The organism is Streptomyces angustmyceticus (assembly GCF_019933235.1).
Taxonomy (GTDB): Bacteria; Actinomycetota; Actinomycetes; order Streptomycetales; family Streptomycetaceae; genus Streptomyces; species Streptomyces angustmyceticus.
In genome coordinates this window covers 5,487,460-5,513,661 of record NZ_CP082945.1, presented here as the reverse complement: position 1 = coordinate 5,513,661, position 26,202 = coordinate 5,487,460, and the positions used below count along the sequence as shown (strand labels likewise).

Annotated in this window: 25 protein-coding genes; 10 read left to right on the top strand and 15 right to left on the bottom strand. The window is 72.6% G+C overall.

Annotated features, from left to right (window positions below; translation table 11 throughout):
• Positions 1 to 28 precede the first annotated feature (28 nt).
• The 3 genes from K7396_RS24585 to K7396_RS24575 are packed head-to-tail and all read left to right on the top strand — an operon-like array spanning position 29 to position 3,137.
• The gene (locus tag K7396_RS24585) at positions 29 to 607 is read left to right on the top strand and encodes a GTP-binding protein (RefSeq protein WP_086720770.1); all 579 of its coding nucleotides are present in this window, start codon (positions 29 to 31) and stop codon (positions 605 to 607) included.
• Positions 604 to 1,986, top strand: coding sequence for a cytochrome P450 family protein (locus tag K7396_RS24580; RefSeq protein ID WP_086720771.1), 1,383 nt, complete (start codon positions 604 to 606; stop codon positions 1,984 to 1,986). Before K7396_RS24585 ends, K7396_RS24580 begins: the two co-directional genes overlap by 4 nt.
• Entirely contained in the window at positions 1,902 to 3,137 is a 1,236-nt protein-coding gene (locus K7396_RS24575) for a cytochrome P450 family protein (RefSeq protein ID WP_086720772.1), read from the top strand. The genes K7396_RS24580 and K7396_RS24575 overlap by 85 nt, the downstream gene beginning before the upstream one ends.
• 79 nt (positions 3,138 to 3,216) lie before the next feature.
• Here the strand turns inward: K7396_RS24575 and K7396_RS24570 are convergent, their stop codons facing one another.
• The 3 genes from K7396_RS24570 to leuA all read right to left on the bottom strand — a co-directional run bounded on the left by K7396_RS24570 (position 3,217) and on the right by leuA (position 7,209).
• Complete coding sequence (locus K7396_RS24570; RefSeq protein ID WP_086720773.1) at positions 3,217 to 3,924, bottom strand: TerB family tellurite resistance protein; 708 nt, start codon at positions 3,922 to 3,924, stop codon at positions 3,217 to 3,219.
• Positions 3,925 to 4,162: 238 nt separating this feature from the next.
• A complete protein-coding gene (locus tag K7396_RS24565; RefSeq protein ID WP_223660189.1) occupies positions 4,163 to 5,248 on the bottom strand; it encodes an SGNH/GDSL hydrolase family protein in 1,086 nt (361 codons plus the stop codon).
• Between the two features lie 182 nt (positions 5,249 to 5,430).
• A complete protein-coding gene (leuA, locus tag K7396_RS24560; RefSeq protein WP_086720775.1) occupies positions 5,431 to 7,209 on the bottom strand; it encodes a 2-isopropylmalate synthase in 1,779 nt (592 codons plus the stop codon).
• 325 nt (positions 7,210 to 7,534) lie between these two features.
• On the opposite strand from leuA, the gene K7396_RS24555 reads away from it, so the two are divergent.
• The 4 genes from K7396_RS24555 to K7396_RS24540 all read left to right on the top strand — a co-directional run bounded on the left by K7396_RS24555 (position 7,535) and on the right by K7396_RS24540 (position 11,724).
• Positions 7,535 to 8,623 (top strand): M4 family metallopeptidase, encoded by a 1,089-nt coding sequence (locus K7396_RS24555; protein ID WP_152104415.1) that lies wholly within the window; start codon positions 7,535 to 7,537, stop codon positions 8,621 to 8,623.
• Positions 8,624 to 8,736: 113 nt separating this feature from the next.
• Positions 8,737 to 9,003, top strand: a complete 267-nt coding sequence (locus K7396_RS24550; RefSeq protein WP_152104416.1) for a protealysin inhibitor emfourin — start codon at positions 8,737 to 8,739, stop codon at positions 9,001 to 9,003.
• A gap of 103 nt (positions 9,004 to 9,106) precedes the next feature.
• Positions 9,107 to 10,480, top strand: a complete 1,374-nt coding sequence (locus K7396_RS24545) for a GH1 family beta-glucosidase (RefSeq protein ID WP_152104417.1) — start codon at positions 9,107 to 9,109, stop codon at positions 10,478 to 10,480.
• Positions 10,477 to 11,724 (top strand): MFS transporter, encoded by a 1,248-nt coding sequence (locus tag K7396_RS24540; protein WP_152104418.1) that lies wholly within the window; start codon positions 10,477 to 10,479, stop codon positions 11,722 to 11,724. Before K7396_RS24545 ends, K7396_RS24540 begins: the two co-directional genes overlap by 4 nt.
• A gap of 244 nt (positions 11,725 to 11,968) precedes the next feature.
• On the opposite strand, the gene era is transcribed toward K7396_RS24540, so the two are convergent.
• The 6 genes from era to K7396_RS24510 form a co-directional block, all read right to left on the bottom strand.
• Positions 11,969 to 12,916, bottom strand: coding sequence for a GTPase Era (gene era, locus K7396_RS24535; RefSeq protein ID WP_373866892.1), 948 nt, complete (start codon positions 12,914 to 12,916; stop codon positions 11,969 to 11,971).
• Between the two features lie 115 nt (positions 12,917 to 13,031).
• On the bottom strand, positions 13,032 to 13,397 hold the full coding sequence (locus K7396_RS24530) for a cytidine deaminase (protein WP_086719386.1): 366 nt from the start codon (positions 13,395 to 13,397) through the stop codon (positions 13,032 to 13,034).
• A 292-nt stretch (positions 13,398 to 13,689) separates the two neighbouring features.
• Complete coding sequence (locus tag K7396_RS24525) at positions 13,690 to 15,033, bottom strand: hemolysin family protein (protein ID WP_086719384.1); 1,344 nt, start codon at positions 15,031 to 15,033, stop codon at positions 13,690 to 13,692.
• An 11-nt stretch (positions 15,034 to 15,044) separates the two neighbouring features.
• Positions 15,045 to 15,542 (bottom strand): rRNA maturation RNase YbeY, encoded by a 498-nt coding sequence (gene ybeY, locus K7396_RS24520; RefSeq protein WP_086719383.1) that lies wholly within the window; start codon positions 15,540 to 15,542, stop codon positions 15,045 to 15,047.
• Between the two features lie 65 nt (positions 15,543 to 15,607).
• Positions 15,608 to 16,612: a PhoH family protein gene (locus tag K7396_RS24515; RefSeq protein ID WP_086719382.1), complete on the bottom strand. Its 1,005-nt coding sequence runs from the start codon at positions 16,610 to 16,612 to the stop codon at positions 15,608 to 15,610.
• Between the two features lie 174 nt (positions 16,613 to 16,786).
• The gene (locus tag K7396_RS24510) at positions 16,787 to 17,926 is read right to left on the bottom strand and encodes a carbohydrate kinase family protein (protein ID WP_086719381.1); all 1,140 of its coding nucleotides are present in this window, start codon (positions 17,924 to 17,926) and stop codon (positions 16,787 to 16,789) included.
• A gap of 66 nt (positions 17,927 to 17,992) precedes the next feature.
• On the opposite strand from K7396_RS24510, the gene K7396_RS24505 reads away from it, so the two are divergent.
• Positions 17,993 to 19,333 (top strand): family 4 glycosyl hydrolase, encoded by a 1,341-nt coding sequence (locus K7396_RS24505; RefSeq protein ID WP_086719380.1) that lies wholly within the window; start codon positions 17,993 to 17,995, stop codon positions 19,331 to 19,333.
• A 126-nt stretch (positions 19,334 to 19,459) separates the two neighbouring features.
• Here the strand turns inward: K7396_RS24505 and K7396_RS24500 are convergent, their stop codons facing one another.
• Complete coding sequence (locus tag K7396_RS24500) at positions 19,460 to 20,089, bottom strand: MBL fold metallo-hydrolase (protein ID WP_086719379.1); 630 nt, start codon at positions 20,087 to 20,089, stop codon at positions 19,460 to 19,462.
• Positions 20,089 to 21,174, bottom strand: a complete 1,086-nt coding sequence (locus K7396_RS24495) for an S-(hydroxymethyl)mycothiol dehydrogenase (protein WP_086719378.1) — start codon at positions 21,172 to 21,174, stop codon at positions 20,089 to 20,091. Before K7396_RS24495 ends, K7396_RS24500 begins: the two co-directional genes overlap by 1 nt.
• A 314-nt stretch (positions 21,175 to 21,488) precedes the next feature.
• Between K7396_RS24495 and K7396_RS24490 the strand changes: the two genes are divergently transcribed.
• Complete coding sequence (locus K7396_RS24490; RefSeq protein WP_152104419.1) at positions 21,489 to 22,304, top strand: HAD family acid phosphatase; 816 nt, start codon at positions 21,489 to 21,491, stop codon at positions 22,302 to 22,304.
• Positions 22,305 to 22,344: 40 nt separating this feature from the next.
• On the opposite strand, the gene K7396_RS24485 is transcribed toward K7396_RS24490, so the two are convergent.
• A complete protein-coding gene (locus K7396_RS24485) occupies positions 22,345 to 23,250 on the bottom strand; it encodes a ribonuclease Z (protein WP_086720406.1) in 906 nt (301 codons plus the stop codon).
• 6 nt (positions 23,251 to 23,256) lie between these two features.
• A complete protein-coding gene (locus K7396_RS24480) occupies positions 23,257 to 23,616 on the bottom strand; it encodes a histidine triad nucleotide-binding protein (RefSeq protein WP_086720407.1) in 360 nt (119 codons plus the stop codon).
• Positions 23,617 to 23,807: 191 nt separating this feature from the next.
• Here K7396_RS24480 and K7396_RS24475 point away from each other — a divergent pair, with 191 nt between their 5' ends.
• Complete coding sequence (locus K7396_RS24475; RefSeq protein ID WP_086720408.1) at positions 23,808 to 24,236, top strand: OsmC family protein; 429 nt, start codon at positions 23,808 to 23,810, stop codon at positions 24,234 to 24,236.
• A gap of 67 nt (positions 24,237 to 24,303) precedes the next feature.
• Here the strand turns inward: K7396_RS24475 and K7396_RS24470 are convergent, their stop codons facing one another.
• Both K7396_RS24470 and K7396_RS24465 read right to left on the bottom strand, forming a co-directional pair.
• Entirely contained in the window at positions 24,304 to 25,047 is a 744-nt protein-coding gene (locus K7396_RS24470; protein WP_086720409.1) for a 16S rRNA (uracil(1498)-N(3))-methyltransferase, read from the bottom strand.
• A complete protein-coding gene (locus K7396_RS24465; RefSeq protein WP_086720410.1) occupies positions 25,044 to 26,126 on the bottom strand; it encodes a nitronate monooxygenase in 1,083 nt (360 codons plus the stop codon). The genes K7396_RS24470 and K7396_RS24465 overlap by 4 nt, the downstream gene beginning before the upstream one ends.
• Between the last annotated feature and the right edge of the window lie 76 nt (positions 26,127 to 26,202).

The window sequence follows — 26,202 nt, the reverse complement described above, 5'->3', positions numbered from 1 at the left end:
CGCCGACCCCGGCGCGAACACCGGCAGCATGTACCTCTCCGGCGAGAACCAGACACTGGTCAAGCTCCTGGTGGCGGGACCGTTCGGCGTCGGCAAGACGACGCTCATCCGCGCGCTGTCCGAAACGCCGCCGCTGCACACCGAAGAGGTCATGACCCAGACCGGCGCGATCGTCGACGATCTCGCCGGCGTCCGGGAAAAGACCACCACCACCGTCGCCATCGACTTCGGGCGGCTGACGCTGCCGGGGGACATGGTGCTGTACCTGTTCGGCACCCCCGGGCAGAAACGGTTCCGCCCCCTGTGGCAGGACATCGCCCGCGGCGCGCTGGGCGCCCTGGTCCTCGCCGACACCCGCCGGCTGGCGGACTCCTTCGAGGTGATGGACATCGTCGAGGAGGCCGGGCTGCGCTACGCGGTGGCGGTCAACACCTTCCCCGACGCGCCCCAGTACGACGTCGAAAAGCTCCGTGAGGCGCTCGATCTGCACCCCGAGACGCCGCTGGTGATGTGCGACGCCCGCGACCGGGAGCAGTCCGTCGACGCGCTGATCGCGCTCGTCGGGCACGTCCTGGCCCACACTCCCGAGGAGAACCCGAACCCGTGACTTCCCCGCACCAGCCGGGAGCCGCACCGCCACCGGGCTGCCCGGCACACGCCGCCCCCGCGCAGCAGTACCCGCCGGCGCAGCCCGACACCCAGACGCCGGTGAAGCTCTACGGACCGGACTTCGCCGCCGACCCGCACCGCTTCTACGCCCAGCTGCGGCAGTTCGGGGCGCTGGCCCCGGTCGAGATCGCCCCGGACGTGACCGCGATGCTGGTCACCGACTACCGGGCCGCCCTCGACCTGCTGCACGACGACGCCACCTGGTCGAAGGACTCGCGGGAGTGGATGACCACGGTCCCGCCGGACTCCCCCGTCATGCCGATGCTGATGTGGCGTCCCAACATCTTCTACGCCGACGGGCCCGCGCACGTCCGCTACCGGGACGTCGTCGTCGACAGCTTCAAGCTCGTCGAGCCGCACGAGCTGCGCGCCCGCGTCCACCACGCCGCGGACTCCCTGATCCAGCGCTTCGGCGCGCACGGCGAGGTCGACCTGATCGCCGACTACGCGCGGCTGATCCCGCTGCTGATGTTCAACAACCTCTTCGGGCTGCCGGATTCGTACAGCGACCGGCTGATCGCGGCCATCGGCGGCATGCTGGACGGCAACTCCCCCGAGGAGGCCGCCGCCGCCAACGAGGCGTACACCAGCTACATCATGGAGCTGGTCGGCGCGAAGAAGGCCCAGCGCGGGCCGGACCTGACCTCCTGGTTCATGGACCACCCGAACGCGCTCAACGACGAGGAACTGATCCACAACATCATCCTCACGATGGGCGCGGGCAACGAGCCGCTGGCCAACCTCATCGGCAACGCGCTGTCGCGGATGCTCTCCGACGACCGCTACTACAACACCCTCTCCGGCGGGGCGCTGACCGCGCACGACGCGCTCAACGAGGTCCTGTGGAACGACCCGCCGCTGGCCAACTACTCCGCCCACTACCCGGTCCGTGACGTCTTCTTCCACGGCACCTGGGTGCGCAGGGGGCAGCTGGTAATGGTGTCGTACGCGGCCGCCAACAGCCAGTTCGACACCACCGGGCAGGCGGGACCCGGCTCCGGGGGCGGCTCGCACCTGTCCTGGGCTGCGGGGCCGCACGCCTGCCCCGTGAAGCGGCACGCGCTGCTGATCGCCACCACCGCGATCGAGCGGCTCACCGCCTGGCTCTCCGACATCGAACTCGCCGTGGACGCGAGCGAGTTGCAGTGGCGCAACGGCGCGTTCCACCGGGCCCTCGCCGCGCTCCCGGCCCGGTTCACCCCCATCACCCCCGACCAGGCAGGAGCAACTCCGTGGCACAACAGGGACAGCGGCCCTACGTCATCGACCCGGCCGGAAGCGACATCCACGGAGAGGCCGCACGCCTCCGCGCGCTAGGCCCGCTCGCGCGCACCGAGCTGCCCGGCGGCATCGCGGCCTGGTCGGTCACCAGCCACACGCTCCTCAAGCAGCTGCTGACCGACGACCGGGTCTCCAAGAACCCCCGGGAGCACTGGCCGCTGTGGCAGCGCGACGACATCCGCGGCAGCTGGCTGCAGTCGTGGATCGGCGTCACCAACATGTTCACCGCGTACGGCCCCGACCACCGCCGGCTGCGCAAGCTGATCGCCCCGGCGTTCACCGCCCGCCGCACCGAGGCCATGCTGCCGCGCGTGGAGGCCATCGCCACGGCCCTCCTGGACGATCTCGCCGCGCACCCCGCGGGCGAGCCCGTGGACCTGCGTGCCCGCTTCAACCACCCGCTGCCCCTGCAGGTGATCTGCGAGCTGTTCGGCTTCCCCGAGGGCGCGCAGCGCGCCGAACTCGCCCGCCTCGTCGAGGCGATCATGGACACCACGGCCACCCCGGAGCAGGCCGCCGCCACCGGCGCGGCCGTCCACGGGCTGCTGTCCGATCTGGTCGCCGACAAGCGGGCGGACCCGGCCGACGACCTGACGAGCCTGCTGGTCTCCGCGCGGGACGACGAGGGCCGGCGGATGACCGAGCAGGAGCTGCTCGACACCCTCCTCCTCGTCATCGGCGCCGGTCACGAGACCACCGTGGACCTCCTCGGCAACGCCGTGCACGCCCTGCTCACCCACCCCGAGCAGCTCAAGCTGGTGCTCTCGGGGGAGGTGGCCTGGAACGACGTGATCGAGGAGACGCTGCGCTGGGCCCCCAGCATCGCCGCGCTCCCGCTCCGCTTCGCCGTGGCGGACATCGAGATCCCGGACGGACCCACCATCCGCAAGGGCGAGGCGATTCTCCCGGCGTACGCGGCGGCCGGCCGGGACGCCGCCTTCCACGGCGAGACGGCGGACGCCTTCGACATCCGGCGGCCCCGCCCGGAGCACCTGGCCTTCGGGCACGGCGTCCACCACTGCCTGGGCGCCCCGCTGGCCCGTATGGAGGCCCGGATCGCGCTCCCGGCCCTCTTCGCCCGCTTCCCCGGCCTCCGACTGGCCACACCGGGCGAGGAGTTGGAGCCCACCAGCGGCTTCATCTCGGGCGGCCTGCGCAGCCTGCCGGTGCGGCTGACGCCGGCCTGAACCGACCGGCCGTTTCGGGCAACCGGCCCCGTCACCCTGCTGTGGTGGCGGGGCCGTTCCGGTGGCCGCGCCGCCCGCCTCAGGAGGGGGTGCGGGCCGCCGCCAGCAGCCGGTTCGTCTCGGCGGGGCGGAGCATCAGGGCGTTGCCGACCGTGCTCAGCACCTCGCGCTCGGCGGGGGTGTAGGAGCCGTCGGCGAGGGCGATGCGGGCGCCCTGGAGGAGGACCGCCTCCCGGCCCGCGGGGGCGAGGTGCGGAGCGAGTGGCTCCAGCGCCTCGTGGAGCTCTATGGCCAGCGCGGTGCCGCACGGGTCCAGGCCCTGGGGGCCGCAGGGGCCGCCGGTGACCGCGTCGTAGGTGCCGGTCAGCCGGCCGGTGTCGGCGGCGAGGGCGGCGAGCAGGGTCAGCAGTTCGTCCTCGGAGCAGTCCGGGAAGCCGGCCGCGCGGACCGTGTCGACGGCGGTGTCGCGCACGGCGCGCGAGGACGTGCCGCCGGCGGCCAGCAGCGCGAGGGTGACGGTGTGGACGGCGTCCCTGAGCATCGCGGAGAAGCGGACGGTGGTGGGGTGGTCGAGGGCGTCCGGGCCGAAGCGGCCGTGGCAGGCCGAGCACTCCAGGACCGGGCCGGCGGCGCCGCGGGGCAGCAGCGGGACGCCGAGGAGGGTGAGGCGGCGGCGGCCGGTGCGGCGCAGGTAGTTGCGGTCCCCGCCGCAGTCCGGGCAGAAGAACTCGCCGTCGGCGACGGTGCGCCAGGACGTGCGCACGCCCGTCACACCCATCTTGCGCATCACGTCAGCCCTCCGTAACTACCCCGTAGCCGTCGAGGCACAGGAGGTACCCGTGGCCCCCTCGCCGTCTGGGACGTGATGTTAGCCACATACGTGATGTGGCGTCAGCACCTCGTACCGGACAACTGGCCGGATGCCGAAGGGCCCCGCGCCGCTCCCCGGGGGCGGCTCGGGGCCCCTGGGCGCCCTGCCGGGGCCCAGGGGCCGCCCGTTGGCCGAGGTCGTCGGCGGTACGGGGTCAGCGGCGGTCCGGCGGCGTCAGCCCTGCGGGCGTCAACCGCCCCGGGGGTGTACCCCCGTCGTGCTGGAGGACCTTGGCCACTTCCCGAGCCTGGTTGTCCAGACCGCGGGCGTTGGGGTGGACCAGGGTGCAGGCTTCGCCGGAGCCGGGGATGTCGTCGCACAGCTCGGTCGGCGGGTCGGTCTGGTCGCCGTCACCGGTGAGGTTGTCCCTGATGCCGTACATCCATTTGGCGTCCCCGCTCCGGCACACCCCGTGGCCGACGCTGGGCCCGTAGGTGTCGACGTAGGCCGCGTTCTGATGGCCGGAGTGCCGGCGCAGCAGGTCGTTCAGGCGCTGTTCGAGCCCGTCCAGCCAGGGCATGTCACCCTTCTTGACGCTGCCGAGCTGGTTCCAGTGCAGGAAGGTGCAGCCGGAGTTGTCGGGGACGATGGCCGGGTAGCCGACGACGGCGACCCGGGCGTGCGGCGCGGCCGCGTGGATCGCCCGCATCATGCGCCCGAAGTCGGCGTCGAGCTGCGCGAAGCGGTCGGCCAGCCAGGGCGCCCCGGCGCCGCTGCCGGTGTAGTGGTCGGTGCACGGCTTGCTCTTCAGGGGCTGGGTGAGGCCGAGTTCGAGGCACTTGGCCAGGATGGTCCCGAAGCCGAGGGAGTTGCCGCCGATGCCGACGGTGACGACGTCGGTGTCCGCGGACAGGGCCTCCAGCTGCGCCGGCAGCTCCGGCCAGCCCCCCTCGGGCGGGACCGTGGGCGGCCCGAGGATCTTGTCGGACGGCTGGGGCTCCAGGATCCCGTCGACGACCTCGGCCGCTCCGCAGGTCACGTCCCGCAGCCGGTAGCCGAACCGCTCCGCCACCTGATGGGGGTAGTTGCGGTAGGAGCGGCCGCAGCCGTCACTGTCGTCCCAGGGGCGGACGAACACCCCGGCGCTGTACGAGTCGCCGAGCGCCACGTACTCCGGCCGGTCCGCCGACCGGGCCGGGGCCCCGGACGCCGCCGGGGCGAACACGGAGGCCGCCACGGCGAGCGAGGCGACCGCCGCGACGGCGAGCCGGGAGAGTGCGGGCATGCGAAATCTGGTCATCTGCACGTCCTTGGGATCCGCGCCGTGGCCAGTCCGACCGGCGCCGGTCACCAAACGTACCGATTCACTCACTCACCGTTATCCTCGCAGCTCCCAAACCCCACCTTCAGGTGGCGGGGTCGCACAACGGCGCCCCCGCGGCCCGGTGCGAGCCGCGGGGGCGCCGAAGGGGCGGAGGTGCGTCAGCGGCCCGCGCGGTTGACGGCGGAGACCACGGCCTTCAGCGAGGCGCGCGTGGTGTTCGCGTCGATGCCGATGCCCCACAGGACCTTGTCGCCGATGGCGCACTCGATGTACGAGGCGGCCAGCGAGGAGGCACCCTCGCTCATGGTGTGCTCCTGGTAGTCCAGCAGCCGCGCGTCGACGTCGATGCCCTGCAGCGCGTCGAAGAACGCGGAGATCGGGCCGTTGCCGGTGCCGACCAGCACGGTCTCCGCGCCGTCCACCTCGGCCTCGACGGTCAGGGTGTCGACGCCGTCCTTGTCGGTGGTGGTCTGGCCGTTCCTGACCTGGATGCGGCCCCACGGGTTGTGCGGGTTGGGCAGGTACTCGTCCTGGAAGGCGGACCAGATGGCGGCCGGCGTGACCTCGCCGCCCTCGGCGTCGGTCTTCTCCTGGATGATCCGGGAGAACTCGATCTGCATCCGGCGCGGCAGTTCCAGCTTGTGGTCGTTCTTCAGGACGTAGGCGATACCGCCCTTGCCGGACTGCGAGTTGACGCGGATGACGGCCTCGTAGGAGCGGCCGACGTCCTTGGGGTCGATGGGCAGGTACGGGACCGCCCACTCGATGTCGTCCACGGTCTTGCCGGCGGCGGTGGCCTCGGCCTGCATGGCGTCGAAGCCCTTCTTGATGGCGTCCTGGTGGGAGCCGGAGAAGGCGGTGTAGACCAGATCGCCCGCGTAGGGGTGGCGCGGGTGGATCTCCATCTGGTTGCAGTACTCGCTGGTACGACGGATCTCGTCGATCTGCGAGAAGTCGATCTGCGGGTCGACGCCCTGGGAGAACAGGTTCATCCCCAGCGTCACCAGGTCGACGTTGCCGGTGCGCTCGCCCTGGCCGAACAGGCAGCCCTCGATGCGGTCGGCGCCCGCCATGATCGCCAGCTCGGCGGCGGCGACGGCGGTGCCGCGGTCGTTGTGCGGGTGTGCGGACAGGCATACGTGCTCACGCCGGGACAGGTTGCGCGCCATCCACTCGAAGCGGTCGGCGTGGGTGGAGGGCGTGGAGCGCTCGACGGTGGCCGGCAGGTTCAGGATGATCTCGCGGCCCTCTTCGGGCTGCCAGACGTCGCAGACCGCCTCGCAGACCTCCAGCGCGAAGTCCAGCTCGGTGTCGGTGAAGATCTCCGGGCTGTACTGGTAGCCGAAGATCGTCTCGTCGCCGAGGATCTTGTCGGCGTACTCCATGACCAGTCGGGTGCCGTCCACCGCGATCTGCTTGACCTGCTCCTTCGAGCCGCGGAAGACGACCCGGCGGAAGGTGGGCGCGGTGGCGTTGTACAGGTGCACCGTGGCGCGGCGGGCGCCGCGCAGCGACTCGACGGTGCGCTCGATCAGCTCCTCGCGGGCCTGCGTCAGGACGGAGATCGTCACGTCCTCGGGGATCGCGCCCTCTTCGATGATCGAGCGGACGAACGCGAAGTCCGTCTCGCCGGAGGACGGGAAGCCGACCTCGATCTCCTTGTAGCCCATGCGCACCAGCAGATCGAACATCTCGCGCTTGCGGGCCGGCGACATCGGGTCGATCAGCGCCTGGTTGCCGTCCCGCAGGTCGGTCGACAGCCAGCGGGGCGCGACGGTGATGCGGTTGTCCGGCCAGGTGCGGTCGGGGATGTCGACGGCCTCGTAGGGGCGGTACTTGTGGACCGGCATACCGGAGGGCCGCTGCAGCTGCGTCGCGTTGGTGACCGGGGTCGGCCGGCCGACGGCGTGATCTGCGGGGCTCGACGGATTCGTCATGGTGCGTGGGGCTCCTCGTATGTCCGCTGGGGTCCCCCTGCTCCTCGGGAGCCAGGGAGAGGCCGACGGGGCGAAAATCGCAACACCGGAACTCCGCGGGGAGGGGGTCGGCCTACGACTACAGGCCCTCGCCGCGGCAGCTAAGGAGAAGCAGCCCGAAACGCATGATGCACAGCACCTTAGCCGAGGTCCGCCCTGTCCGGCGGTCGCGTATCAGTATGCGGGACCGGACGCGCAGAGTTCCCCAAATGCGACCAACCACACTTTTTCGGGAATCTTGGACGCGGGGAGTGACAGCCGGATCACACAGTGCCACCGTTTGTGCATGGACCTCAACGACGCACAGTCAGATCCCGCCACCGGCCACACCCCGGTGTTCTGCACGATCATCCCGCCGCACATCCTCGACAACCTGGCGCAGTCGGACGACCCCGAGCGGCACGAACCCGCCCGCCGCACCCTGGAGCACGACCACGCGCGGCGCACCGAGCGCCGCGAGCTCGCCGCCCGCGGCGGGCTGACCCCGGGAGAGCCCGGCGCCTCCCCCGACAAGCCCAACCGCACCGTCTACGACGCCCGGCACCAGGAGAACCTTCCCGGTCACAAGGTGCGCGGGGAGAAGGACGGCCCCTCCAAAGACGCCTCGGTCAACCGCGCCCACACCGGCCTCGGCGCCACCTTCGAGCTCTACCTCAAGGTCTACGGCCGCAAGTCCATCGACGGCGCCGGCCTGCCGCTCAACGCCACCGTCCACTATGGCCGGAAGTACGACAACGCCTTCTGGGACGGCGAGCGGATGGTCTTCGGCGACGGCGACAACGACCTCTTCAAGGACTTCACCATCCCCGTCGACGTCATCGGCCACGAGCTGACCCACGGCGTCACCCAGTACACCGCCAACCTCACCTACGAGGGTCAGCCCGGCGCCCTCAACGAGTCCGTGTCCGACGTCTTCGGCGTACTGATCAAGCAGTACGCCCTCGGCCAGACCGCCGACCAGGCCGACTGGCTGATCGGCGCCGACCTCCTCGGCCCGAACGTCACCGGAAAGGCGCTGCGCTCGATGAAGGCCCCGGGCACCGCGTACGACGACGACGTCCTGGGCAAGGACCCGCAGCCCGCCACGATGAAGGGCTACGTCCGCACCACCGACGACAACGGCGGCGTCCACATCAACTCCGGCATCCCCAACCATGCCTTCTACCTCGCCGCCACCGCCCTCGGCGGCAAGGCGTGGGAGAAGGCCGGGCAGGTCTGGTACGACGTCCTGACCGGCGGCAAGCTCTCCAAGGACGCGCAGTTCGCCGACTTCGCCGCCCTCACCATCAAGGCCGCCCAGGCCCGCTTCGGCGCCGGCGCCGAGCACGAGGCCATGGTCAAGGCCTGGACCCAGGTCGGCGTGACCCCGAAGTAACGGCGCCACGAGGTCCGCGGTGCGGGCGCCGCCGGCAGGCGCGCCCGCACCGCGCGCGGTAAGCATGGACGTACGGGGTAGGAGTCCGTCGGAGGACGTCGGAGGAGTCCGTTATGCGCATTCACATTCACCGCACCGGCGGTTTCGCGGGCGTCGACCGCCGCGCCGAGGTCGACACCGCCGACCGCCCTGACGCCCGCGACTGGCAGTCCCTCGCCGAACGCGCCGTCGCCACCGCCCGCACCGAGCCCCCCGTCGGGGTACCGGACGGCTTCAGCTACCAGATCACCGTCGACGGCCACACGGTGTACTGCTCGGACCCACGCCTCACGGACGAGCAGCGCACGCTGATCACCAAGGTGATGAAGGAAGGGTCGTAGCCCGGGGCGGCCACCGCGCCCTCCGGTGGCCGGGCGGCCGTCCCAACTTCCCTTTCCAGCCCGCCCCTTGACACCGTTACCGCCGGTTACAAAGATCCGGCGCATGACGAGCGAACCGGTGCCCGCCCCGCTGCCCCGCTTCCCCCGTGACTTCGTGTGGGGGGTGTCCACGTCCGCCCCGCAGATCGAGGGGGCGGTGGCGGACGGCGGGCGGGGGCCCTCCGTGTGGGACGTCTTCGCGGCGCAGGACGGGCGGATCAAGGACGGGTCGAACGCCCGGGTGGCGACCGGCCACTACCACCGCTACCGCGAGGACGTGGAGCTGCTGGAGCGGCTCGGGGCCGGGGCGTACCGGTTCTCGGTGGCCTGGCCGCGGGTGGTGCCGGACGGGGACGGGGCGGTCAACGGGGCCGGGCTGGACTTCTACGACCGGCTGGTGGACGCGCTGCTGGCGGCGGGCGTCGCCCCGGTGCCGACGCTCTTCCACTGGGACACCCCGCAGGCACTGGAGGACCGCGGCGGGTGGCTCGTCCGGGAGACCGCCGAGCACTTCGCGGCGTACGCGGACGCGGTGGCGGCGCGGCTCGGGGACCGGGTGGCGCGCTGGATCACCCTCAACGAGCCGGCCGAAGTGACCTTGCTGGGCTACGGACTCGGGCAGCACGCGCCGGGGCGGCAGCTGCTGTTCGACGCGCTGCCGGCGGCGCACCACCAGCTGCTGGGGCACGGCCTGGCCGTACAGGCGCTGCGGGCCCGCGGCGCGACGGACATCGGGATCGCCAATTCGCACGGGCCGACCTGGACGGCGAGCGGCTCCGAGGCGGACATCGCGGCGGCCGGCCTCTACGACCTGCTGCTCAACCGGCTGTTCGCGGAGCCGGTGCTGCTGGGGCGGTACCCGGACGAGGAGCTGGCGGCGCTGCTGCCGGGGCCGGTCGCGGACGATCTCACGGTGATCGGGCAGTCGCTGGACTGGTACGGGATCAACTACTACCAGCCGACGCTGGTGGGCGCCCCGGGGGCGGACGGCGTGGGGGCGGCCGACTTCGGCGGGATCCGGCTGCCGCCCGAACTGCCCTTCGCACCCCGGGAGATCGAGGGATATCCGCGCACCGACTTCGGCTGGCCGGTGGTGCCGGAGGCGCTGACCGAGCTGCTGGTGTCGTTCCGGGAGCGGTACGGGGACCGGCTGCCGCCTGTGGTGATCACCGAGAACGGATGCTCATACGAGGGGATCGAGGACCGGGAGCGGATCGTGTTCCTGGACGGGCATCTGCGGGCGCTGCACGCGGCGATGGCGGCCGGGGTGGACGTGCGGGGCTACTTCGTGTGGTCGCTGATGGACAACTTCGAGTGGGCGGAGGGCTACGCCCGGCGGTTCGGGCTGGTGCACGTCGACTACGCGACGCTGGAGCGTACGCCCAAGTCCTCGTACCACTGGCTGCGGGACGTGCTGCGGGAGCAGGCCCGGGGATGAGCGGGCCGGCTCCCGAGGCGCTTGCGGAGCCGTCGCAGCGGGCCGGGCGGGCCTGGACGGCCGCGCTGTCGCTGGGCAACGGGGCGATCTGGGCCGGGTGGTACGGGCCCCTGCAGATCCTGCTCGCGCTGCAGGCCGCGCAGCTCGCGCCGCCGGGGACGGCGAAGGAGTCGGTGCTGGCGTGGGTGACCGGGGCGGGGGCCGTCGTCTCGATGGTGGCGAACCCGCTCTTCGGGGCGCTGTCGGACCGTACGGCCTCGCGGTTCGGGCGGCGCACGCCGTGGATCGCCGCGGGGGCCGCGGGCGGGGCGGGCGCGCTCGTCCTGCTGGCCGGGGCGGGCTCGGTGGGGATGATGGTGCTGGGATGGTGCCTGGTACAGCTCACCCTCAACGCGGCGTTCGCGGCGATCACCGCGGCGGTGCCCGACCGGGTGCCGCGCCGGCAGCGCGGGGCGGTGGGCGGCTGGCTGGGCGCCGCGCAGATCCTGGGCGTGGTGGCCGGGACGGGCCTGGCGACGGTGGCGGGCACCGTGGCCGCGGGCTATCTCGCCTGCGCCGGTTTCGTGGTGCTGGGCACCCTTCCGTACGTGCTGGCGCGGCGGGAGGCGGTGCTGCCGGCCGAGCGGCGCCCGGAGCTGAGCCTGCGGGCCCTGGTCGCCGGGTTCTGGATCAGTCCGCGCCGCCACCCCGATCTGGGCTGGGCGTGGCTGACCCGGTTCCTGATCAACCTCGGCAACGCGCTGGCCCTGCTGTACCTGCTGTACTACCTGCGCGATGTGCTGCACCGTCCCGACCCCGGCGGCGGGGTGCTGGTGCTGACCGCGGTCAACGGTGTGACCCTGCTGGGCACGGTCGTGGTCGGCGGGTTCTGGTCGGACCGGGTCGGGCGGCGGCAGCCGTTCGTGCTGTGGGCCGGGGTGATCATGACGGTGGCGACCGGGCTGCTGGCCGGGTGGCAGACCTGGCCGGGCGCGCTGTGCGCCGCGGCGCTGCTCGGGGTGGGGTTCGGCGTCTTCACCTCGGTCGACTTCGCACTGATGACGCAGGTGCTGCCGGCCGCCGCGCACCGCGGCAAGGACCTGGGCGTCATCAACATCGCCAACGCGCTGCCGCAGGTGGCCGCCCCCGCGCTGGCCGCGCCGGTCGTCCACCACCTCGGCGGCTACCGGATGCTGTACGCGCTGGCGGCGGCGGTCGGGCTGGTGGGAGCGCTGCTGGTGCGGCGGATACGGGGCGTGGCGTAGGGGCCGGTGCCCCGGCGTGTGTGTTCACCGGCATGCGGCGGGGGGGCTGCGCGCCCGCGTACGCAATGTGGGGTTCTCCACCGGCGCCCATGGTGATAACGCGGCCATTGACGGCCAGGGGGGTGTCCTGCGAAGGCCACGCCGGGCCAGGAGGACATCCAGCGGATTCAGGCGGTGTACGGGGCGCCGGTCCGGTGAATTCCGCCTGGCCGGCAATTTCCCGGCGCCACCGGGCCGGCCGGGCTCAGAAGCCCAGTTTGCGCAGCTGCTTCGGGTCGCGCTGCCAGTCCTTGGCGACCTTCACGTGCAGGTCCAGGAAGACCGGCGTGCCGAGCAGCGCCTCGATGTGCTTGCGCGACTTCGTGCCGACCTCCTTCAGGCGCTTGCCCTTCGGGCCGATGATGATCCCCTTCTGGCTGGGGCGCTCGATGTAGACATTCGCGTGGATGTCGAGGAGCGGCTTGTCGGCGGGACGGTCCGCCCGCGGCAGCATCTCCTCGACGACCACCGCGATGGAGTGCGGCAGTTCGTCGCGGACACCCTCCAGCGCGGCCTCGCGGATCAGCTCGGCGACCATGACCTGCTCGGGCTCGTCGGTGAGGTCGCCCTCGGGGTAGAGCGGCGGGCTCTCCGGGAGCATCGGCACCAGCAGATCGGCGAGCAGCGCCACCTGGGTGTCGCCGACCGCGGAGACCGGGATGATCTCGGCCCACTCGATGCCCAGCTCCTTGCCGAGCTGGTCGATGGCGATCAGCTGGGCGGCCAGCGCCTCGGAGTCGACCAGGTCGGTCTTGGTGACGATGGCGACCTTGGGGGTCTTCTTGATGTCGGCCAGTTCCGCGGCGATGTAGCGGTCGCCGGGGCCGATCTTCTGGTCGGCGGGCAGGCAGAAGCCGATCACGTCCACCTCGGACCAGGTGGTCCGCACGACGTCGTTCAGCCGCTCACCGAGCAGGGTGCGCGGCTTGTGCAGACCAGGGGTGTCGACGAGGACCAGCTGCGCCTCGGGGCGGTGCACGATGCCGCGGACCGTGTGGCGGGTGGTCTGCGGGCGGTTGGAGGTGATGGCCACCTTCGTGCCGACGAGAGCGTTCGTGAGGGTGGACTTGCCCGCGTTGGGGCGACCGACGAAGCAGGCGAAGCCCGCGCGGTGCGCGGCGGAGGACTCTGTACGAACGCTCATGGCGCCCATTCTCCCCGATCCCGGGCGCGCCTCCGACCACCCGGCCCCGGCACCCGGCCGACAGCGCGGGGCGGCCCGCCGGACTCCGGTGGCCGCCCCGTCCGCGGTCCGCGGCTCCGGCCGCTCAGGCCGGTGCGTCGCCCGCCGGGACGGTGCCGCGCAGGGTGCCGTCGAGGCCGGCGATCAGGACCGGCGTCGCGGGCCCGCCGAGGTCCCGTACGGCGGCGCGGTCCGCGTCGGCGGCGCGCTCGGCGTCGGTGACCACGGCCGCGGCCTCCAGGGAGGTGGCCCCGCTGGCGACGGCCATCGCCACGGCCGTCTGCAGTGCGCTGAGCTGCAGCGAGTCCAGGGCGACGGTGCCGGCGACATAGGTGCGGCCGGTCTCGTCGCGGACGGCGGCGCCCTCGGGCACGCCGTTACGGGCCCGCGCCGAACGCGCGAGCGTGATGATCTTGCGGTCTTCCGGGTCCAGCGGTGCGGCTTCGCTCATACGGGCGAGCATATGCGGCACGGCCGAGGAGAAGGGAAGGTGGCTGCCCCGGTCCCCCGCTCCGGGGCAGCCTGCGCGGCGAGATCGCTCTCGCCAGGTCCTCACCCATTGCGGCCGCCGTGTTCCCTGCGGCCGCCTGAAGATCTTTCCATGAGAGGCGCGGCGGGATCCAGGCCCACCGGACATGGCTTGCAGAACATTTCCGGTGCACTGGAGATGAGTAACGGCGCCGGGTGCGGTGCCGGGAACATTTCCGCGCCGCAGTGAATTACGCGGCGAATTCCGTGCGCGTTCAGCCGGCGGAGCGCCCGCCCGCCGAGGACTCCTCGGCCGCGGTCGCGCCCCGGGGGCGCACCGGCTCGCACAGCACCGTGATGATCTTGTTGCGGCGGCCGCCCGAGGACTCCGCGGTCAGCCGCAGCGCCTGCAGACCCGGGTCGGAGGCGTCGTCGGTGAGGTCGACCTCGGCGGTGGCACCGGCGATGGGCACCCGGCCGAGGAGCTTGGCGAGCAGGCCGCCGACGGTTTCGACGTCCTCGTCGTCCAGCTCGGCCAGGCCGTACAGCTCACCGAGGTCGCCGATGTCGAGCCGGGCGGTGACGCGGTAGCGGCCGTCGCCGAGATCCTCGACGGGCGGCAGTTCCCGGTCGTATTCGTCGGTGATCTCGCCGACGATCTCCTCCAGGATGTCCTCGATGGTGACAATTCCGGCGGTGCCGCCGTATTCGTCGATGACCACCGCGACATGATTGCGGTCCTGCTGCATTTCCCGCAGCAGATCGCCCGCATTCTTGGTGTCGGGGACGAATACGGCCGGACGCATGGCGGTGGAGACCAGCTCGTTCTCGGCGTCGCGGCTGATGTGGACCTTGCGGGCGAGGTCCTTGAGGTAGACCACGCCGACGACGTCGTCCTCGTTCTCGCCGGTCACCGGGATGCGCGAGAAGCCGGAGCGCAGGGCGAGGGTGAGCGCCTGGCGGATGGTCTTGAAGCGCTCGACGGAGATCAGGTCCGTGCGCGGCACCATCACCTCGCGCACGAGGGTGTCGCCGAGCTGGAAGACGGAGTGCACCATCCGGCGCTCCTCGTCCTCGATCAGCGACTCCTGCTCCGCGAGGTCGACCAGCGAGCGCAGCTCCGCCTCGGAGGCGAACGGGCCCTTGCGGAAGCCCTTGCCCGGGGTGAGGGCGTTGCCGAGGAGGATCAGCAGCTGCGGGACGGGGCCCATGACACGGGCCAGCGGCAGCAGGACGTAGGCGGCGGCGGTCGCGGTGTTCAGCGGGTGCTGGCGGCCGATGGTCCGCGGCGAGACGCCGACGGCCACATAGGAGACCAGCACCATCACGGCGATGGCGACGGTCAGCGCCTGCCACGTCTTGTCGAAGGAGCGCAGGCAGGCGTACGTCACCAGGACACCGGCCGCCATCTCGCAGCCGACCCGCACCAACAGGGCGACATTGAGGTAGCGGGTGGGGTCTGCGGCGACGGCGGCGAGCTTCGCGCTGCCGCGGCGGCCGGAGCGGACGGCCTCCTCGGCGCGGAAGCTGGTGGTCCGGGCCAGGCCCGCCTCCGCGCAGGCGGCGAGCCAGGCGATCACGACGAGCAGGACCGCGACCGCGATCAGCTGGGTGGTCATCGGGTGTCCCGTCAGGTCACGGTGGGGGCCGGCGAGGGGCCGGTCAGGCCCTGCTCGGTCCGCCAGCCGTCGATGATCGCCGCCTGCAGGCCGAACATCTCGGCCTTCTCGTCCGGCTCCTCGTGGTCGTAGCCGAGGAGGTGGAGCACGCCGTGGACGGTGAGCAGCTGGAGCTCCTCGTCCATGCTGTGCCCGGTCGGGGCCTCCTCGCCCTGCTTCTTGGCGACCTCGGGGCACAGCACGATGTCGCCGAGCAGCCCCTGCGGGGGCTCCTCGTCGTCCTTGGCCGGCGGACGCAGCTCGTCCATCGGGAAGGACATGACATCGGTCGGTCCCGGCAGGTCCATCCACTGCAGGTGGAGCTGCTCCATGGCCTCGGCGTCCACGACGATCACGGACAGCTCGGAGAGCGGATGGATGCGCATCCGGGCGACGGCGTAGCGGGCGACATCGAGGATGGCCTGCTCGTCGATGTCCGTGCCGGACTCGTTGTTGACGTCGATGGACATGGGGAGTTGCGTCTCGCTTCTGGTTGCTCGGCACGGGCCGGCCGGTGGTCCCGGCCGGCCGGGACTCACTTGCCGTTGCGGCTGTCGTACTTCTCGTAGGCGTCGACGATACGGCCGACCAGCTTGTGGCGGACCACGTCCTGGCTGGTGAGCAGGGAGAAATGCACATCGTCCACGCCGTCCAGGATCTCCCGGACCTGGCGCAGACCGCTCTTGGTGCCGCCGGGCAGGTCGACCTGGGTGACATCGCCGGTGATGACGATCTTCGAGTCGAAGCCGAGGCGGGTGAGGAACATCTTCATCTGCTCGGGGTTGGTGTTCTGCGCCTCGTCGAGAATGATGAACGCGTCGTTGAGCGTCCGGCCGCGCATGTACGCCAGCGGGGCGACCTCGATCGTGCCCGCGGCCATCAGGCGCGGGATGGAGTCGGGGTCGAGCATGTCGTGCAGCGCGTCGTAGAGCGGGCGCAGATACGGGTCGATCTTCTCGTAGAGGGTGCCGGGCAGGAAGCCGAGCCGCTCGCCGGCCTCGACCGCGGGGCGGGTCAGGATGATCCGGTTGACCTGCTTGGCCTGCAGCGCCTGCACGGCCTTGGCCATCGCCAGGTAGGTCTTGCCGGTGCCGGCCGGGCCGATGCCGAAGACCACGGTGTGCTCGTCGATGGCGTCGACGTAGCGCTTCTGGTTGAGGGTCTTGGGCCGGATCGTGCGGCCGCGGTTGGACAGGATGTTCTGGGTGAGCACCTCGGCGGGCGTCTCACTCACCGCTCCCTCGCCGTCCTCCGCCGCGCGCAACATGGCGATGGAGCGTTCCACTGCGTCCTCCGTCATCGGTTGTCCGGTGCGGAGCACCAGCATCATCTCGTCGAAAAGGCGCTGGACGAGGGCGACCTCCCCGGCGTCGCCGACAGCGCTGACTTCGTTGCCCCGGACATGGATGTCGGTCGCCGGGAAGGCTTTTTCGATCACGCGCAGAAGGGAGTCTCCGGATCCCAGGACCGTGACCATCGGGTGCTTGGCCGGGACGGTGAACTGGGCGCGCGCCTGCGGTTGCGTGGGTGTCTGCGTCATGGGGCGGCTCGGTGGCCTGCTCGACCCCCATCCTTTGCTCGTATGAGGTGCCTGCCTGCTCGCGACCTGCACCCGACTCCTTGGGATACAAGAGTACGACGGGGCACCGACAAGCCCGAGAGCTTTTCCCCCGGGCGGCCGCCGGAGCCCGCCCGGCCCGGCCCCGGCGCGCGCTCAGGCCGGGCGGCGGAAACCGAGGGTGGGCAGGGCGCGGGCCAGCGGCGCGGGCCGGTAGGCCGCGGGCAGCACCTCGTCCAGGAAGGCGTACTGGCGGCGCAGCGCGCCCGGCGCCCCCGCCTCGCAGGCCCGCACCTGCTGCCACCAGCCGGCGATCTCGGCCCACCCCGGCGCGGACAGCGAGCCGCCGAACTCCTGCACGGACAGTGCGGCGCTCAAGCCCGCGAAGGAGAGCCGGTCGGCGAGCGGCCAGTCGGCGAGCGTGCCGGTGACGAACCCGGCGACGAAGACGTCCCCGGCGCCCGTGGGGTCCAGCGCCTCCACGGCGATGGCCGGCACCTCGGCGCTCTCGCCGCTGCGCCCGTCCACCGCGTAGGCGCCCTCGGCACCCAGCGTGACCACCGCCAGCGGCACCCGGTCGGCGAGCTTGTGGGCGGCGTCGCGCGGGCAGTCCGTACGGGTGTAGCGCATCGCCTCCTCGGCGTTGGGCAAGAACGCCTCGCAGTGTTCGAGGTCGGCGAGGTCGGCCGGGTCCCAGCGGCCGGTGTCGTCCCAGCCCACGTCCGCGAAGATGCGGCTGCCGCGGCCGGCCGCACAGCCCAGCCAGCCCTCCCGGCGGCCCGGCACCAGCGAGGCGACGCAGGCGCGGGACGGCGGCGGACAGCCCGGGGCGTGCTTGCCGTCGAAGGCGAAGTCGGGCGGCGGCGCCTCGTGGCCGTGCGAGACCATCGTGCGCTCGCCCTCGTACGCCATGGAGACGGTCACCGGGGAGTGCCAGCCGGGGACGGTGCGCGACAGCGCCAGGTCGATGCCCTCGCCCTGTTCGAGCGCCTCCCAGCAGTACTCGCCGTAGTGGTCGTCGCCGAAGGCGGCGGCGAGCGAGGTGCGCAGGCCGAGCCGGGCCAGCGCGGTGGCCATGTTGGCGACGCCGCCGGGGCTGGAGCCCATGCCGCGGGCCCAGGACTCGGTGCCGCGGACCGGCGCGGAGTCCAGGCCGGTGAAGATGATGTCCAGGAACACCGTGCCGGTGAGGTAGACGTCGGTGCGCGGATCGCCGGGGGCGCGCACTCCGGCCAGCGGGTCGAGGGCCGCCGGTACTGCCGCCGGGCCCGGAAGGTCGTCGCGTCGGCTGCTCACCGTGCTCGCTCCTCTCGTATCGGCACGTGCCGCCAGTGTGCCTGATGCTGCGGTACGTTCCGCCCCATGAGGCTGACGATTCTGGGCGGGGGCGGCTTCCGGGTGCCGCTGGTCTACCGCGCGCTGCTGGACGACCCGGCTCCCGCCGTCTCCGAGGTGGTGCTGCACGACACCGATCCGCGCCGGGTGGCGGTGATCGCCGACGTGCTGGCACGGCTGGCGCGGGGGCATCCGGCTCCGGTGCCGGTACGGGTCGAGGAGCGGCTGGACGACGCGCTGGCCGGGGCCGGCTTCGTCTTCTCGGCGATCCGGGTGGGCGGCACGGCCGGGCGGGTGCGCGACGAGCGGATCCCGCTGTCCGAGGGGGTGCTCGGCCAGGAGACGGTCGGCGCGGGCGGCGTCCTCTACGGCCTGCGGACGGTTCCGGTGGCCCTGCACATCGCCGAGCGGGTCGCGGCGCTCGCCCCGGGGGCGTGGGTCATCAACTTCACCAACCCCGCGGGCACGGTCACCGAGGCGATGTCCCAGGTGCTCGGCGACCGTGTCATCGGGATCTGCGATTCGCCGGTGGGGCTGGTGCGGCGGGCGGCGCGGGCGGCCGGCGCGGACCCGGCGGCCCTCGCGGACCCGGCCCGCGCGGGCTACGACTACGTGGGGCTCAACCACCTCGGCTGGCTGCGGTCGTTGACGCTGGACGGCACCGATCTGCTGCCGGGCCTGCTCGCCGACGACCGGGCGCTGGGCTCCTTCGAGGAGGGCCGGCTCTTCGGCGCCGAGTGGCTGCGGGCCCTGGGCGCACTGCCCAACGAGTACCTGCACTACTACTACTTCCGCCGCGAGACCCTCGGCTCCGTACGGGACACCGGTCAGACCCGCGGCGAGTTCCTCGACCGGCAGCAGGGCGGCTTCTTCGAGCGGGCCGCGGCGGCCGGCGGCCCGGAGCGGGCGTACGCGCTGTGGGAGCGCACCCGGCTGGAGCGCGAGGAGACGTACATGGCGCACAGCCGGGAGGCGAGCGGCGGCTGGCAGCGCGACAGCCACGACCTGGAGGGCGGCGGCTACGACCGGGTGGCGCTGGCCCTGATGCACGCCATCACCGGCGACAGCGGGACCCGGCTGATCCTCAACGTCCGCAACGGGACGACGGTGCCGCAGCTGGCCCCGGACGCGATCGTGGAGACGGTGTGCGAGGTGACCGCGCAGGGCGCGCGGCCGCTGCCCTGCGCGCCGCTGCAGGACGCCCAGTTGGGGCTGATGCTCCAGGTCAAGGCGGTGGAGCGGGCGACCGTGGAGGCGGCCGTGTACAAGGACCGGGACGCCGCGCTGCGGGCGCTGGCGCTGCATCCGCTGGTGGACTCCCCCGCGGTGGCCGCCCGCATCCTGGAACGGGCGGCCGGGGAGGCGTGAGGCGACGGGCGGAATACCCTCCGCCCCCGCCGCGTTGTGGCCCGCAAGGGGCGCCCGCACCCCCTACGGGATCCGGCCGCCCCGCCCCTAATGGTCCGGCGCGGCACGGCCGGTGGCTCGCGCCCCTCAGTGGCCCCGCTTGATCCACTCCTCCAGGTGCGGGGCCTCCGCTTCGATCGTGGTCGCGTCGCCGTGGCCGGTGCGCACCTGTGTCCGCGGCGGCAGGGTCAGCAGCCGTTCCCGGATCGAGGCCACGATGGTCGGGAAGTCCGAGAAGGACCGGCCGGTGGCGCCGGGGCCGCCCTGGAAGAGGGTGTCGCCGGTGAAGACGGTGTCCAGCTCGGGGGCGTGGAGGCAGACCGCGCCGGGCGCGTGGCCCGGCGTGTGCAGCACGGTCAGGTCGGTGCCGGCGATGGTGAGCACCTGGCCGTCCGCCAGCTCCGCGTCCGGCGCGGTGTCCGGGTGGGTCATCTTCCACAGCGGCAGGTCGGCGGGGTGCAGATGGATCCGGGCGCCGGTGCGGGAGGCCAGTGCCGGGGCCGCGTCGATGTGGTCGTTGTGCCCGTGGGTGCAGACGATCGCGCGCAGCGTCCGGCCGCCGAGGGCTTCGAGGATGGCGTCGGCGTCATGGGCGGCGTCGATGACGATCGCCTCCTCGTCGTCGCCGACGATCCACACGTTGTTGTCGACGTCCCAGGTGCCGCCGTCGAGGGAGAAGGTGCCTGAGGTGACCAGGTGGTCGATGCGCGCCGCCATCAGAGCGTCACCACCGAACGCAGCACGTCGCCCGCGTGCATCCGCGCGAAGGCCCGCTCGACGTCGTCGATGCCGATGGTCTCCGTGACGAACGCCCCCAGGTCGATCCGGCCCTGCAGATGCAGGTCGACGAGCATCGGGAAGTCGCGGGAGGGCAGACAGTCGCCGTACCAGGAGGACTTGAGGGCGCCGCCGCGGCCGAAGACGTCCAGGAGGGGGAGTTCCAGGGTCATGTCGGGAGTGGGGACGCCGACGAGGACGACGGTGCCGGCCAGGTCGCGGGCGTAGAACGCCTGCCGGTAGGTCTCGGGGCGGCCGACCGCGTCGATGACGACGTCCGCGCCGAAACCGCCGGTCAGCTCGCGGACCGCCTCGACGGGGTCGGTGTCGCGGGAGTTGACGGTGTGGGTGGCGCCCATGGAACGCGCGGTCTCCAGCTTGCGGTCGTCGATGTCCACCGCGACGATCGTGGCCGCGCCGGCCAGCCGCGCGCCCACCACGGCCGCGTCGCCGACGCCGCCGCAGCCGATGACCGCGACCGAGTCGCCCCGCCCGACGCCGCCGGTGTTGAGGGCGGCGCCGATGCCCGCCATCACGCCGCAGCCCAGCAGCCCGGCCACCTCGGGCGCCACGCGGGGGTCGACCTTGGTGCACTGCCCGGAGGCGACCAGCGTCTTGTCGGCGAAGGCTCCGATGCCCAGCGCCGGGGTCAGCTCCGTGCCGTCCTTCAGCGTCATCTTCTGGCGGGCGTTGTGGGTGTCGAAGCAGTACTGGGGGCGGCCGCGCAGACAGGCGCGGCACTGGCCGCACACCGCACGCCAGTTGAGGACGACGAAGTCCCCCGGCGCGACGTCGGTGACCCCGGCGCCGACCGACTCCACCACGCCGGCCGCCTCGTGGCCGAGCAGGAACGGGAAGTCGTCGTTGATGCCGCCCTGCTTGTAGTGCAGGTCGGTGTGGCACACCCCGCACGCCTGGATCTTCACCACGGCCTCACCGGGGCCCGGATCCGGCACCAGGATGGTCTCCAGCCGGACCGGTTCGTTCTTCCCCGGCGCGATCACGCCGCGCACTTCCTGTGCCATCGGGACAGCCCCTTTCAAAGATCACGTACGGGACCACTGTGGCGCACCGCCACCGATCCGTGCCTCACCGTACGCGTGCCGGGCCACCGCGCACAGGACCACGGCCGGGTCCGTGACCCGCGGCCCGGGGCCGCCGACCGCGGGCCCGCCCGTGGCGTCCGCCGGGGGAGTCGGAGGGCGGGGGGCCCGCCGCGCGAGCGTCAAGAGCCCGCACCGCGCAAGCCTTTGCCAAGGGTTGAATCTTCGCGCGTAGATACCGAATTGAGGCTCTGTTAGACCTACTGAGGCCCACCCCCCTCTCCAAGGAGCCGCGCATGCCCCGCCCCGCCCGTTTCCGCCCCGCCCTCTCCCGGAGGGCCCGCCTCGGCGCCGCCGCGGTCACCGCTCTCGTCGCCGGCACGGCGGCCTTCGGCGCCGGCCAGGCCACCGCCGAGCACTCCGTGCCGCGCACCGACAAGGAGATACCCAACCTCACGCAGGTCCAGGACAAGATCAAGGCGTACTACGGGGACACGGTCACGGCGGACGGCGAGCACTACGCCTCCCCGCACAGCAACTACGCACGGCAGGTCCGCGGCATCGAGGCCAAGGCCCGCGGCTACCTGTCCAAGGCCCTCGCCCGGCACGACCGGACGGGCGGGAAGGGCAGGCCGGCGATCGTCCTCGACATCGACGACACCACCCTGCTCACCTACAACTACGAGCTCCAGGTCGGCTTCCACTTCACCGAGGAGAGCCAGGACAAGTACCTGGCGCACACCGACATGGACCCGGTCTTCGGCATGAACCGCCTGGTCGACTGGGCGCACGACAAGGGCGCCGAGGTCTTCTTCCTGACCGGCCGCAAGGAGGCGCAGCGCACCTGGAGCGTGCGCAACCTCAAGAACGCCGGCTACCACGTGGCGCTGGACCGCGGGCACGTCTTCCTGAAGGACAAGGAGCACCCGCCGGCCTACCTGCCCTGCGGCGCCACCTGCACGACCGTCGAGTACAAGTCGGGCACCCGCAAGCACATCGAGTCCCTCGGCTACGACGTCGTCGCCAACTTCGGGGACCAGTACAGCGATCTGAACGGCGGCGCCGGCGACCGGACGTTCAAGCTGCCGAACCCGATGTACTTCCTGCCGTAGGGGACGGCGCGCGCCCGGCGGACCGTCCTCCGCCGGGCGGTCAGCGCCGCTTGGGCACCGGCACCCGCATCAGGTCCCTGGCGATGGTCAGCTCGCCCGTGAAGCCCGCCGCGCGGGCCTGCCGCTCGAACTGCGCGGGGTCGTCGTAGCGCTGCGAGAAGTGCGTCAGCACGAGGTGCCGCACCCCAGCCGACGCCGCCACCCGCGCCGCCTGCCCGGCGGTCAAGTGCCCGTGGTCGGTGGCCAGTCGGACGTCCTCGTCCAGGAACGTCGACTCGATCACGAGCATGTCCGCGTCCTGCGCCAGCGCGTGGACGCCCTCGCACAGCCGGGTGTCCATGACGAACGCGAACCGCTGGCCGGGGCGCACCTCGCTGACCTCGTCGAGGGTGACGCCGTTCAGCTCGCCGAGCTGCCGCAGGCGCCCCACGTCCGGTCCGGCGATGCCGTGCGCCGCCAGCCGCTCCGGCAGCATCCGGCGCCCGTCCGGCTCGACGAGGCGGTAGCCGTACGACTCGACGGGGTGGGAGAGCCGGTGCGTCTCCAGAACGTACGACGCCGAGCGCTCCAGCTCGCCGTCGACCGCCACCGGCCGCTCGACCAGCCGGACCGTCTCCCGGTATGCGGTGGCGTACCGCAGCCGGTCGAAGAAGTGCTGGCCACTGGCCGGGTAGTGGGCCGTGACCGGGTGCGGCACCCGGTCGAGGTTGATCCGCTGGATCACCCCGGCCAGGCCCAGCGAGTGGTCGCCGTGGAAGTGCGTGACGCAGATCCGGTGGAGGTCGTGCGCGGCGACGCCGGCCCGCAGCATCTGACGCTGGGTCCCCTCGCCGGGGTCGAAGAGCAGCCCCTGGCCGTCCCAGAGCAGCACATAGCCGTTGTGGTTGCGGTGCCGCGTGGGGACCTGGCTCGCGGTGCCCAGGACCACCAGTTCACGTACGGACACGCGCGGTCAGCCGGGGGGCCACTGGAGGCCGCGGCCGCCGAGTACGTGCAGATGGGCGTGGAAGACGGTCTGGCCCGCGCCGGCGCCGGTGTTGAAGACGACCCGGTAGCCCCGGTCCTCGACCTTGTCCTCGGCGGCGACCTCGCGCGACTCGCGCAGTATGTCGGCGATGACCTGCGGTTCGGCGGCGGCCAGGCTCGCCGCGTCCGGGTAGTGCACCTTGGGGATCACCAGGACGTGCGTGGGCGCCTGGGGGTTGATGTCGCGGAACGCGACCGTGGTGTCGGTCTCCCGGACGATGGTCGCCGGCACCTCCCCCGCCACGATCTTGCAGAACAGGCAGTCGGCCTGCGGTTCTCCCGCCACCGGTGGCACCTCCCGGGTCGTTTGCCGCGCGCACGGTGCGCACGGCCTCGGATGCTACCGGGCGGCCCGTACCCCGGGGCCCACCCCACCCCACGCCGCGCGGCCGCCACGGCCCGCCGGCCGCGCATCGGCACCCCGGCCCTCTAAGCTGGCCGGTGATCGCTTACGCCCACCACCGGGAGTCGTGCACCATGGCCACCACGCGCACCGCCAAGACCCACTGGGAAGGCAACCTCATGGAGGGCAAGGGCACCGTCGCCCTGGAGTCCTCCAAGGTCGGTACCTACGACGTGAACTGGCCCGCCCGCGCGGAGCAGCCGAACGGCACCACCAGCCCCGAGGAGCTCATCGCGGCGGCCCACTCGTCCTGCTACTCGATGGCCTTCTCGCACGGCCTGGCGGGCAAGGGGTACACCGTCGAGACCCTGGACACCCGCGCCGATGTCACCTTCCAGCCCGGTGAGGGCATCACCGGCATCGTGCTGACCGTCAAGGCCCGCGTCCCGGGCCTGTCCGAGGAGGACTTCCAGGCGGCGGCCCAGGACGCCAAGGCCAACTGCCCGGTGAGCCAGGCGCTCGCGGGCGTCAAGAACATCACGCTGGCGGCCGAGCTGGTCTGACCGGAGCACCGGGACCGGCCTCCCGCCGTCCGCCCTGTGGCGGGCGGCGGGAGTCCGGCGAGCCCCGCTAGCTCCAGCGCCCCGTGCGCCCCAGCAGCAGCGCCGTGGCCGCCGTGCCCGCCGTGGAGGTGCGCAGCACGCTCGGCCCCAGGCGGTAGGGTCCGGCGCCCGCCTCGGCGAAGAGGGCGAGCTCCTCCGGGGAGACCCCGCCCTCCGGCCCGACGACCAGCACGATCCGGCCCTCGGCGGGGAGTGCGGCGGTGGCGAGGGGGGTGCTGCCCTCCTCATGGAGGACGGCGGCGAAGTCGGCGTCGGCGAGCAGCGCGGCCACCTGCTTGGTGGTCAGCGGATCGGCGACCTCGGGGAAGGTCAGCCGGCGCGACTGCTTGCCCGCCTCACGGGCCGTGGCCCGCCATTTGCCCAGCGACTTGGCCGCCCGCTCGCCCTTCCACTGCGTCACACAACGCGCCGCCGCCCAGGGCACGATGGCATCCACGCCGGTCTCGGTCATCGTCTCCACGGCCAGCTCGCCGCGGTCGCCCTTGGGCAGCGCCTGGACGACGGTGATCGTGGGCCGCGGCGGCGCCTCGGTGCGCAGCTCCGCGACGGCGACGGTGAGCCGGTCCTTGCCCTCGGCTGCGGCGACCGTGCCGAGCGCGCCGGTGCCACGACCGTCCGTCAGGACGACCTCCTCGCCGGCCCGCAGCCGGCGCACCGACACCGCGTGCCGGCCCTCGGGGCCGTCCAGGGTCACGGTGGCGCCGGCCCGTACGTCCGCGAGCGAGTCGACGAGGAAGACCGGGGCGGTCATGCGGCACCGCCCCGGCGGCCCAACGCGGCACGCGCCGCGTCGAGTTCGACCGCCAGTACCTCCACGAGCCGCCCGGCGGGCAGCTCCCGCGCCAGCCGGTGCCCCTGCCCCGCCCACAGGTTCATGCCCTGCGCGTCGCCCGCCTTGGCCGCGGCCTTGCGCACGGTCGAGGTGAGGTAGTGGACGGCGGGGTAGGCGGCCGGGGCGTACGGGCCGTGCTCGCGCAGGAAGCGGTTGACCAGCCCGCGGGCCGGCCGCCCGGAGAACGCCCGGGTCAACTCGGTATGCGTGAACAGGGGGTTGGTCAACGCCTGCTTGTGCAGCGGGTTGGCGCCCGATTCGGGGGTGGCCAGGAAGGCCGTGCCCAGCTGCGCCATGCTCGCCCCGGCGGCCAGCACCGACGCGATCTGCGCCCCGCGCATCAGCCCGCCCGCGGCGATCACCGGGATCTGCACGGCCTCGCGCACCTGGCCGAGCAGCGCCAGCAGGCCCAGCCCCGAGCCGGTGCCGTCCGCGTGCGGATCGTCCCGGTGGGTGCCCTGGTGGCCGCCGGCCTCCACGCCCTGCACGCACACCGCGTCGGCGCCCGACCACTGCGCGGCCTGTGCCTCGGCGGCGGTGGTGACCGTGACGACGGTGTATGTGCCGACCTTGGCGAAGGCATCGAGGACGGTGCGCGAGGGGCAGCCGAAGGTGAAGGAGACCACCGGCACCGGGTCGTCCCGCAGGATCGCGAGCTTGGCCTCGTAGCCGTCGTCGATGGGCCCGTCGGTGTCACCGAGTTCGGTCTCGTACCAGGCCGCCTCGCCCGCGAGTTGCTCGCGGTAGACCTCGACGACGGAGCTGTCGGCGAGCGACGGCTGCGGCATGAACAGGTTGACGCCGAAGGGCCGGTCGGTCAGCGACCGCAGCTGTTTGATCTCCTGGTACATGCCGTCGGCGGTCTTGTAGCCGGCGGCGAGGAAGCCCAGACCGCCGGCGCCGCAGACGGCGGCGGCCAGCTCGGGACCCGAGCCGCCTCCCGCCATCGGGGCCTGCACGATCGGGTAGCGGCAGAGATCGGTCGGTGCGGTGGGCATGAGCACATCGTGTCACGCCCACCGGCCCGCTCCGAACCGGGGCCGAGGCCGCCGCGCCGGGCCCGGGCGACCGCTG

Bases quoted from the DNA above. Each gene is read 5' to 3' on its own strand.
- K7396_RS24585 (WP_086720770.1), top strand. From the start codon at position 29: ATGTACCTCTCCGGCGAGAACCAGACACTGGTCAAGCTCCTGGTGGCG.
- K7396_RS24570 (WP_086720773.1), bottom strand. From the start codon at position 3,924: ATGCGCAAGATGGGTGTGACGGGCGTGCGCACGTCCTGGCGCACCGTC.
- K7396_RS24565 (WP_223660189.1), bottom strand. From the start codon at position 5,248: ATGACCAGATTTCGCATGCCCGCACTCTCCCGGCTCGCCGTCGCGGCG.
- leuA (WP_086720775.1), bottom strand. From the start codon at position 7,209: ATGACGAATCCGTCGAGCCCCGCAGATCACGCCGTCGGCCGGCCGACC.
- K7396_RS24555 (WP_152104415.1), top strand. From the start codon at position 7,535: ATGGACCTCAACGACGCACAGTCAGATCCCGCCACCGGCCACACCCCG.
- K7396_RS24550 (WP_152104416.1), top strand. From the start codon at position 8,737: ATGCGCATTCACATTCACCGCACCGGCGGTTTCGCGGGCGTCGACCGC.
- K7396_RS24545 (WP_152104417.1), top strand. From the start codon at position 9,107: ATGACGAGCGAACCGGTGCCCGCCCCGCTGCCCCGCTTCCCCCGTGAC.
- K7396_RS24540 (WP_152104418.1), top strand. From the start codon at position 10,477: ATGAGCGGGCCGGCTCCCGAGGCGCTTGCGGAGCCGTCGCAGCGGGCC.
- era (WP_373866892.1), bottom strand. From the start codon at position 12,916: ATGGGCGCCATGAGCGTTCGTACAGAGTCCTCCGCCGCGCACCGCGCG.
- K7396_RS24530 (WP_086719386.1), bottom strand. From the start codon at position 13,397: ATGAGCGAAGCCGCACCGCTGGACCCGGAAGACCGCAAGATCATCACG.
- K7396_RS24525 (WP_086719384.1), bottom strand. From the start codon at position 15,033: ATGACCACCCAGCTGATCGCGGTCGCGGTCCTGCTCGTCGTGATCGCC.
- ybeY (WP_086719383.1), bottom strand. From the start codon at position 15,542: ATGTCCATCGACGTCAACAACGAGTCCGGCACGGACATCGACGAGCAG.
- K7396_RS24515 (WP_086719382.1), bottom strand. From the start codon at position 16,612: ATGACGCAGACACCCACGCAACCGCAGGCGCGCGCCCAGTTCACCGTC.
- K7396_RS24505 (WP_086719380.1), top strand. From the start codon at position 17,993: ATGAGGCTGACGATTCTGGGCGGGGGCGGCTTCCGGGTGCCGCTGGTC.
- K7396_RS24500 (WP_086719379.1), bottom strand. From the start codon at position 20,089: ATGGCGGCGCGCATCGACCACCTGGTCACCTCAGGCACCTTCTCCCTC.
- K7396_RS24495 (WP_086719378.1), bottom strand. From the start codon at position 21,174: ATGGCACAGGAAGTGCGCGGCGTGATCGCGCCGGGGAAGAACGAACCG.
- K7396_RS24490 (WP_152104419.1), top strand. From the start codon at position 21,489: ATGCCCCGCCCCGCCCGTTTCCGCCCCGCCCTCTCCCGGAGGGCCCGC.
- K7396_RS24475 (WP_086720408.1), top strand. From the start codon at position 23,808: ATGGCCACCACGCGCACCGCCAAGACCCACTGGGAAGGCAACCTCATG.
- K7396_RS24470 (WP_086720409.1), bottom strand. From the start codon at position 25,047: ATGACCGCCCCGGTCTTCCTCGTCGACTCGCTCGCGGACGTACGGGCC.
- K7396_RS24465 (WP_086720410.1), bottom strand. From the start codon at position 26,126: ATGCCCACCGCACCGACCGATCTCTGCCGCTACCCGATCGTGCAGGCC.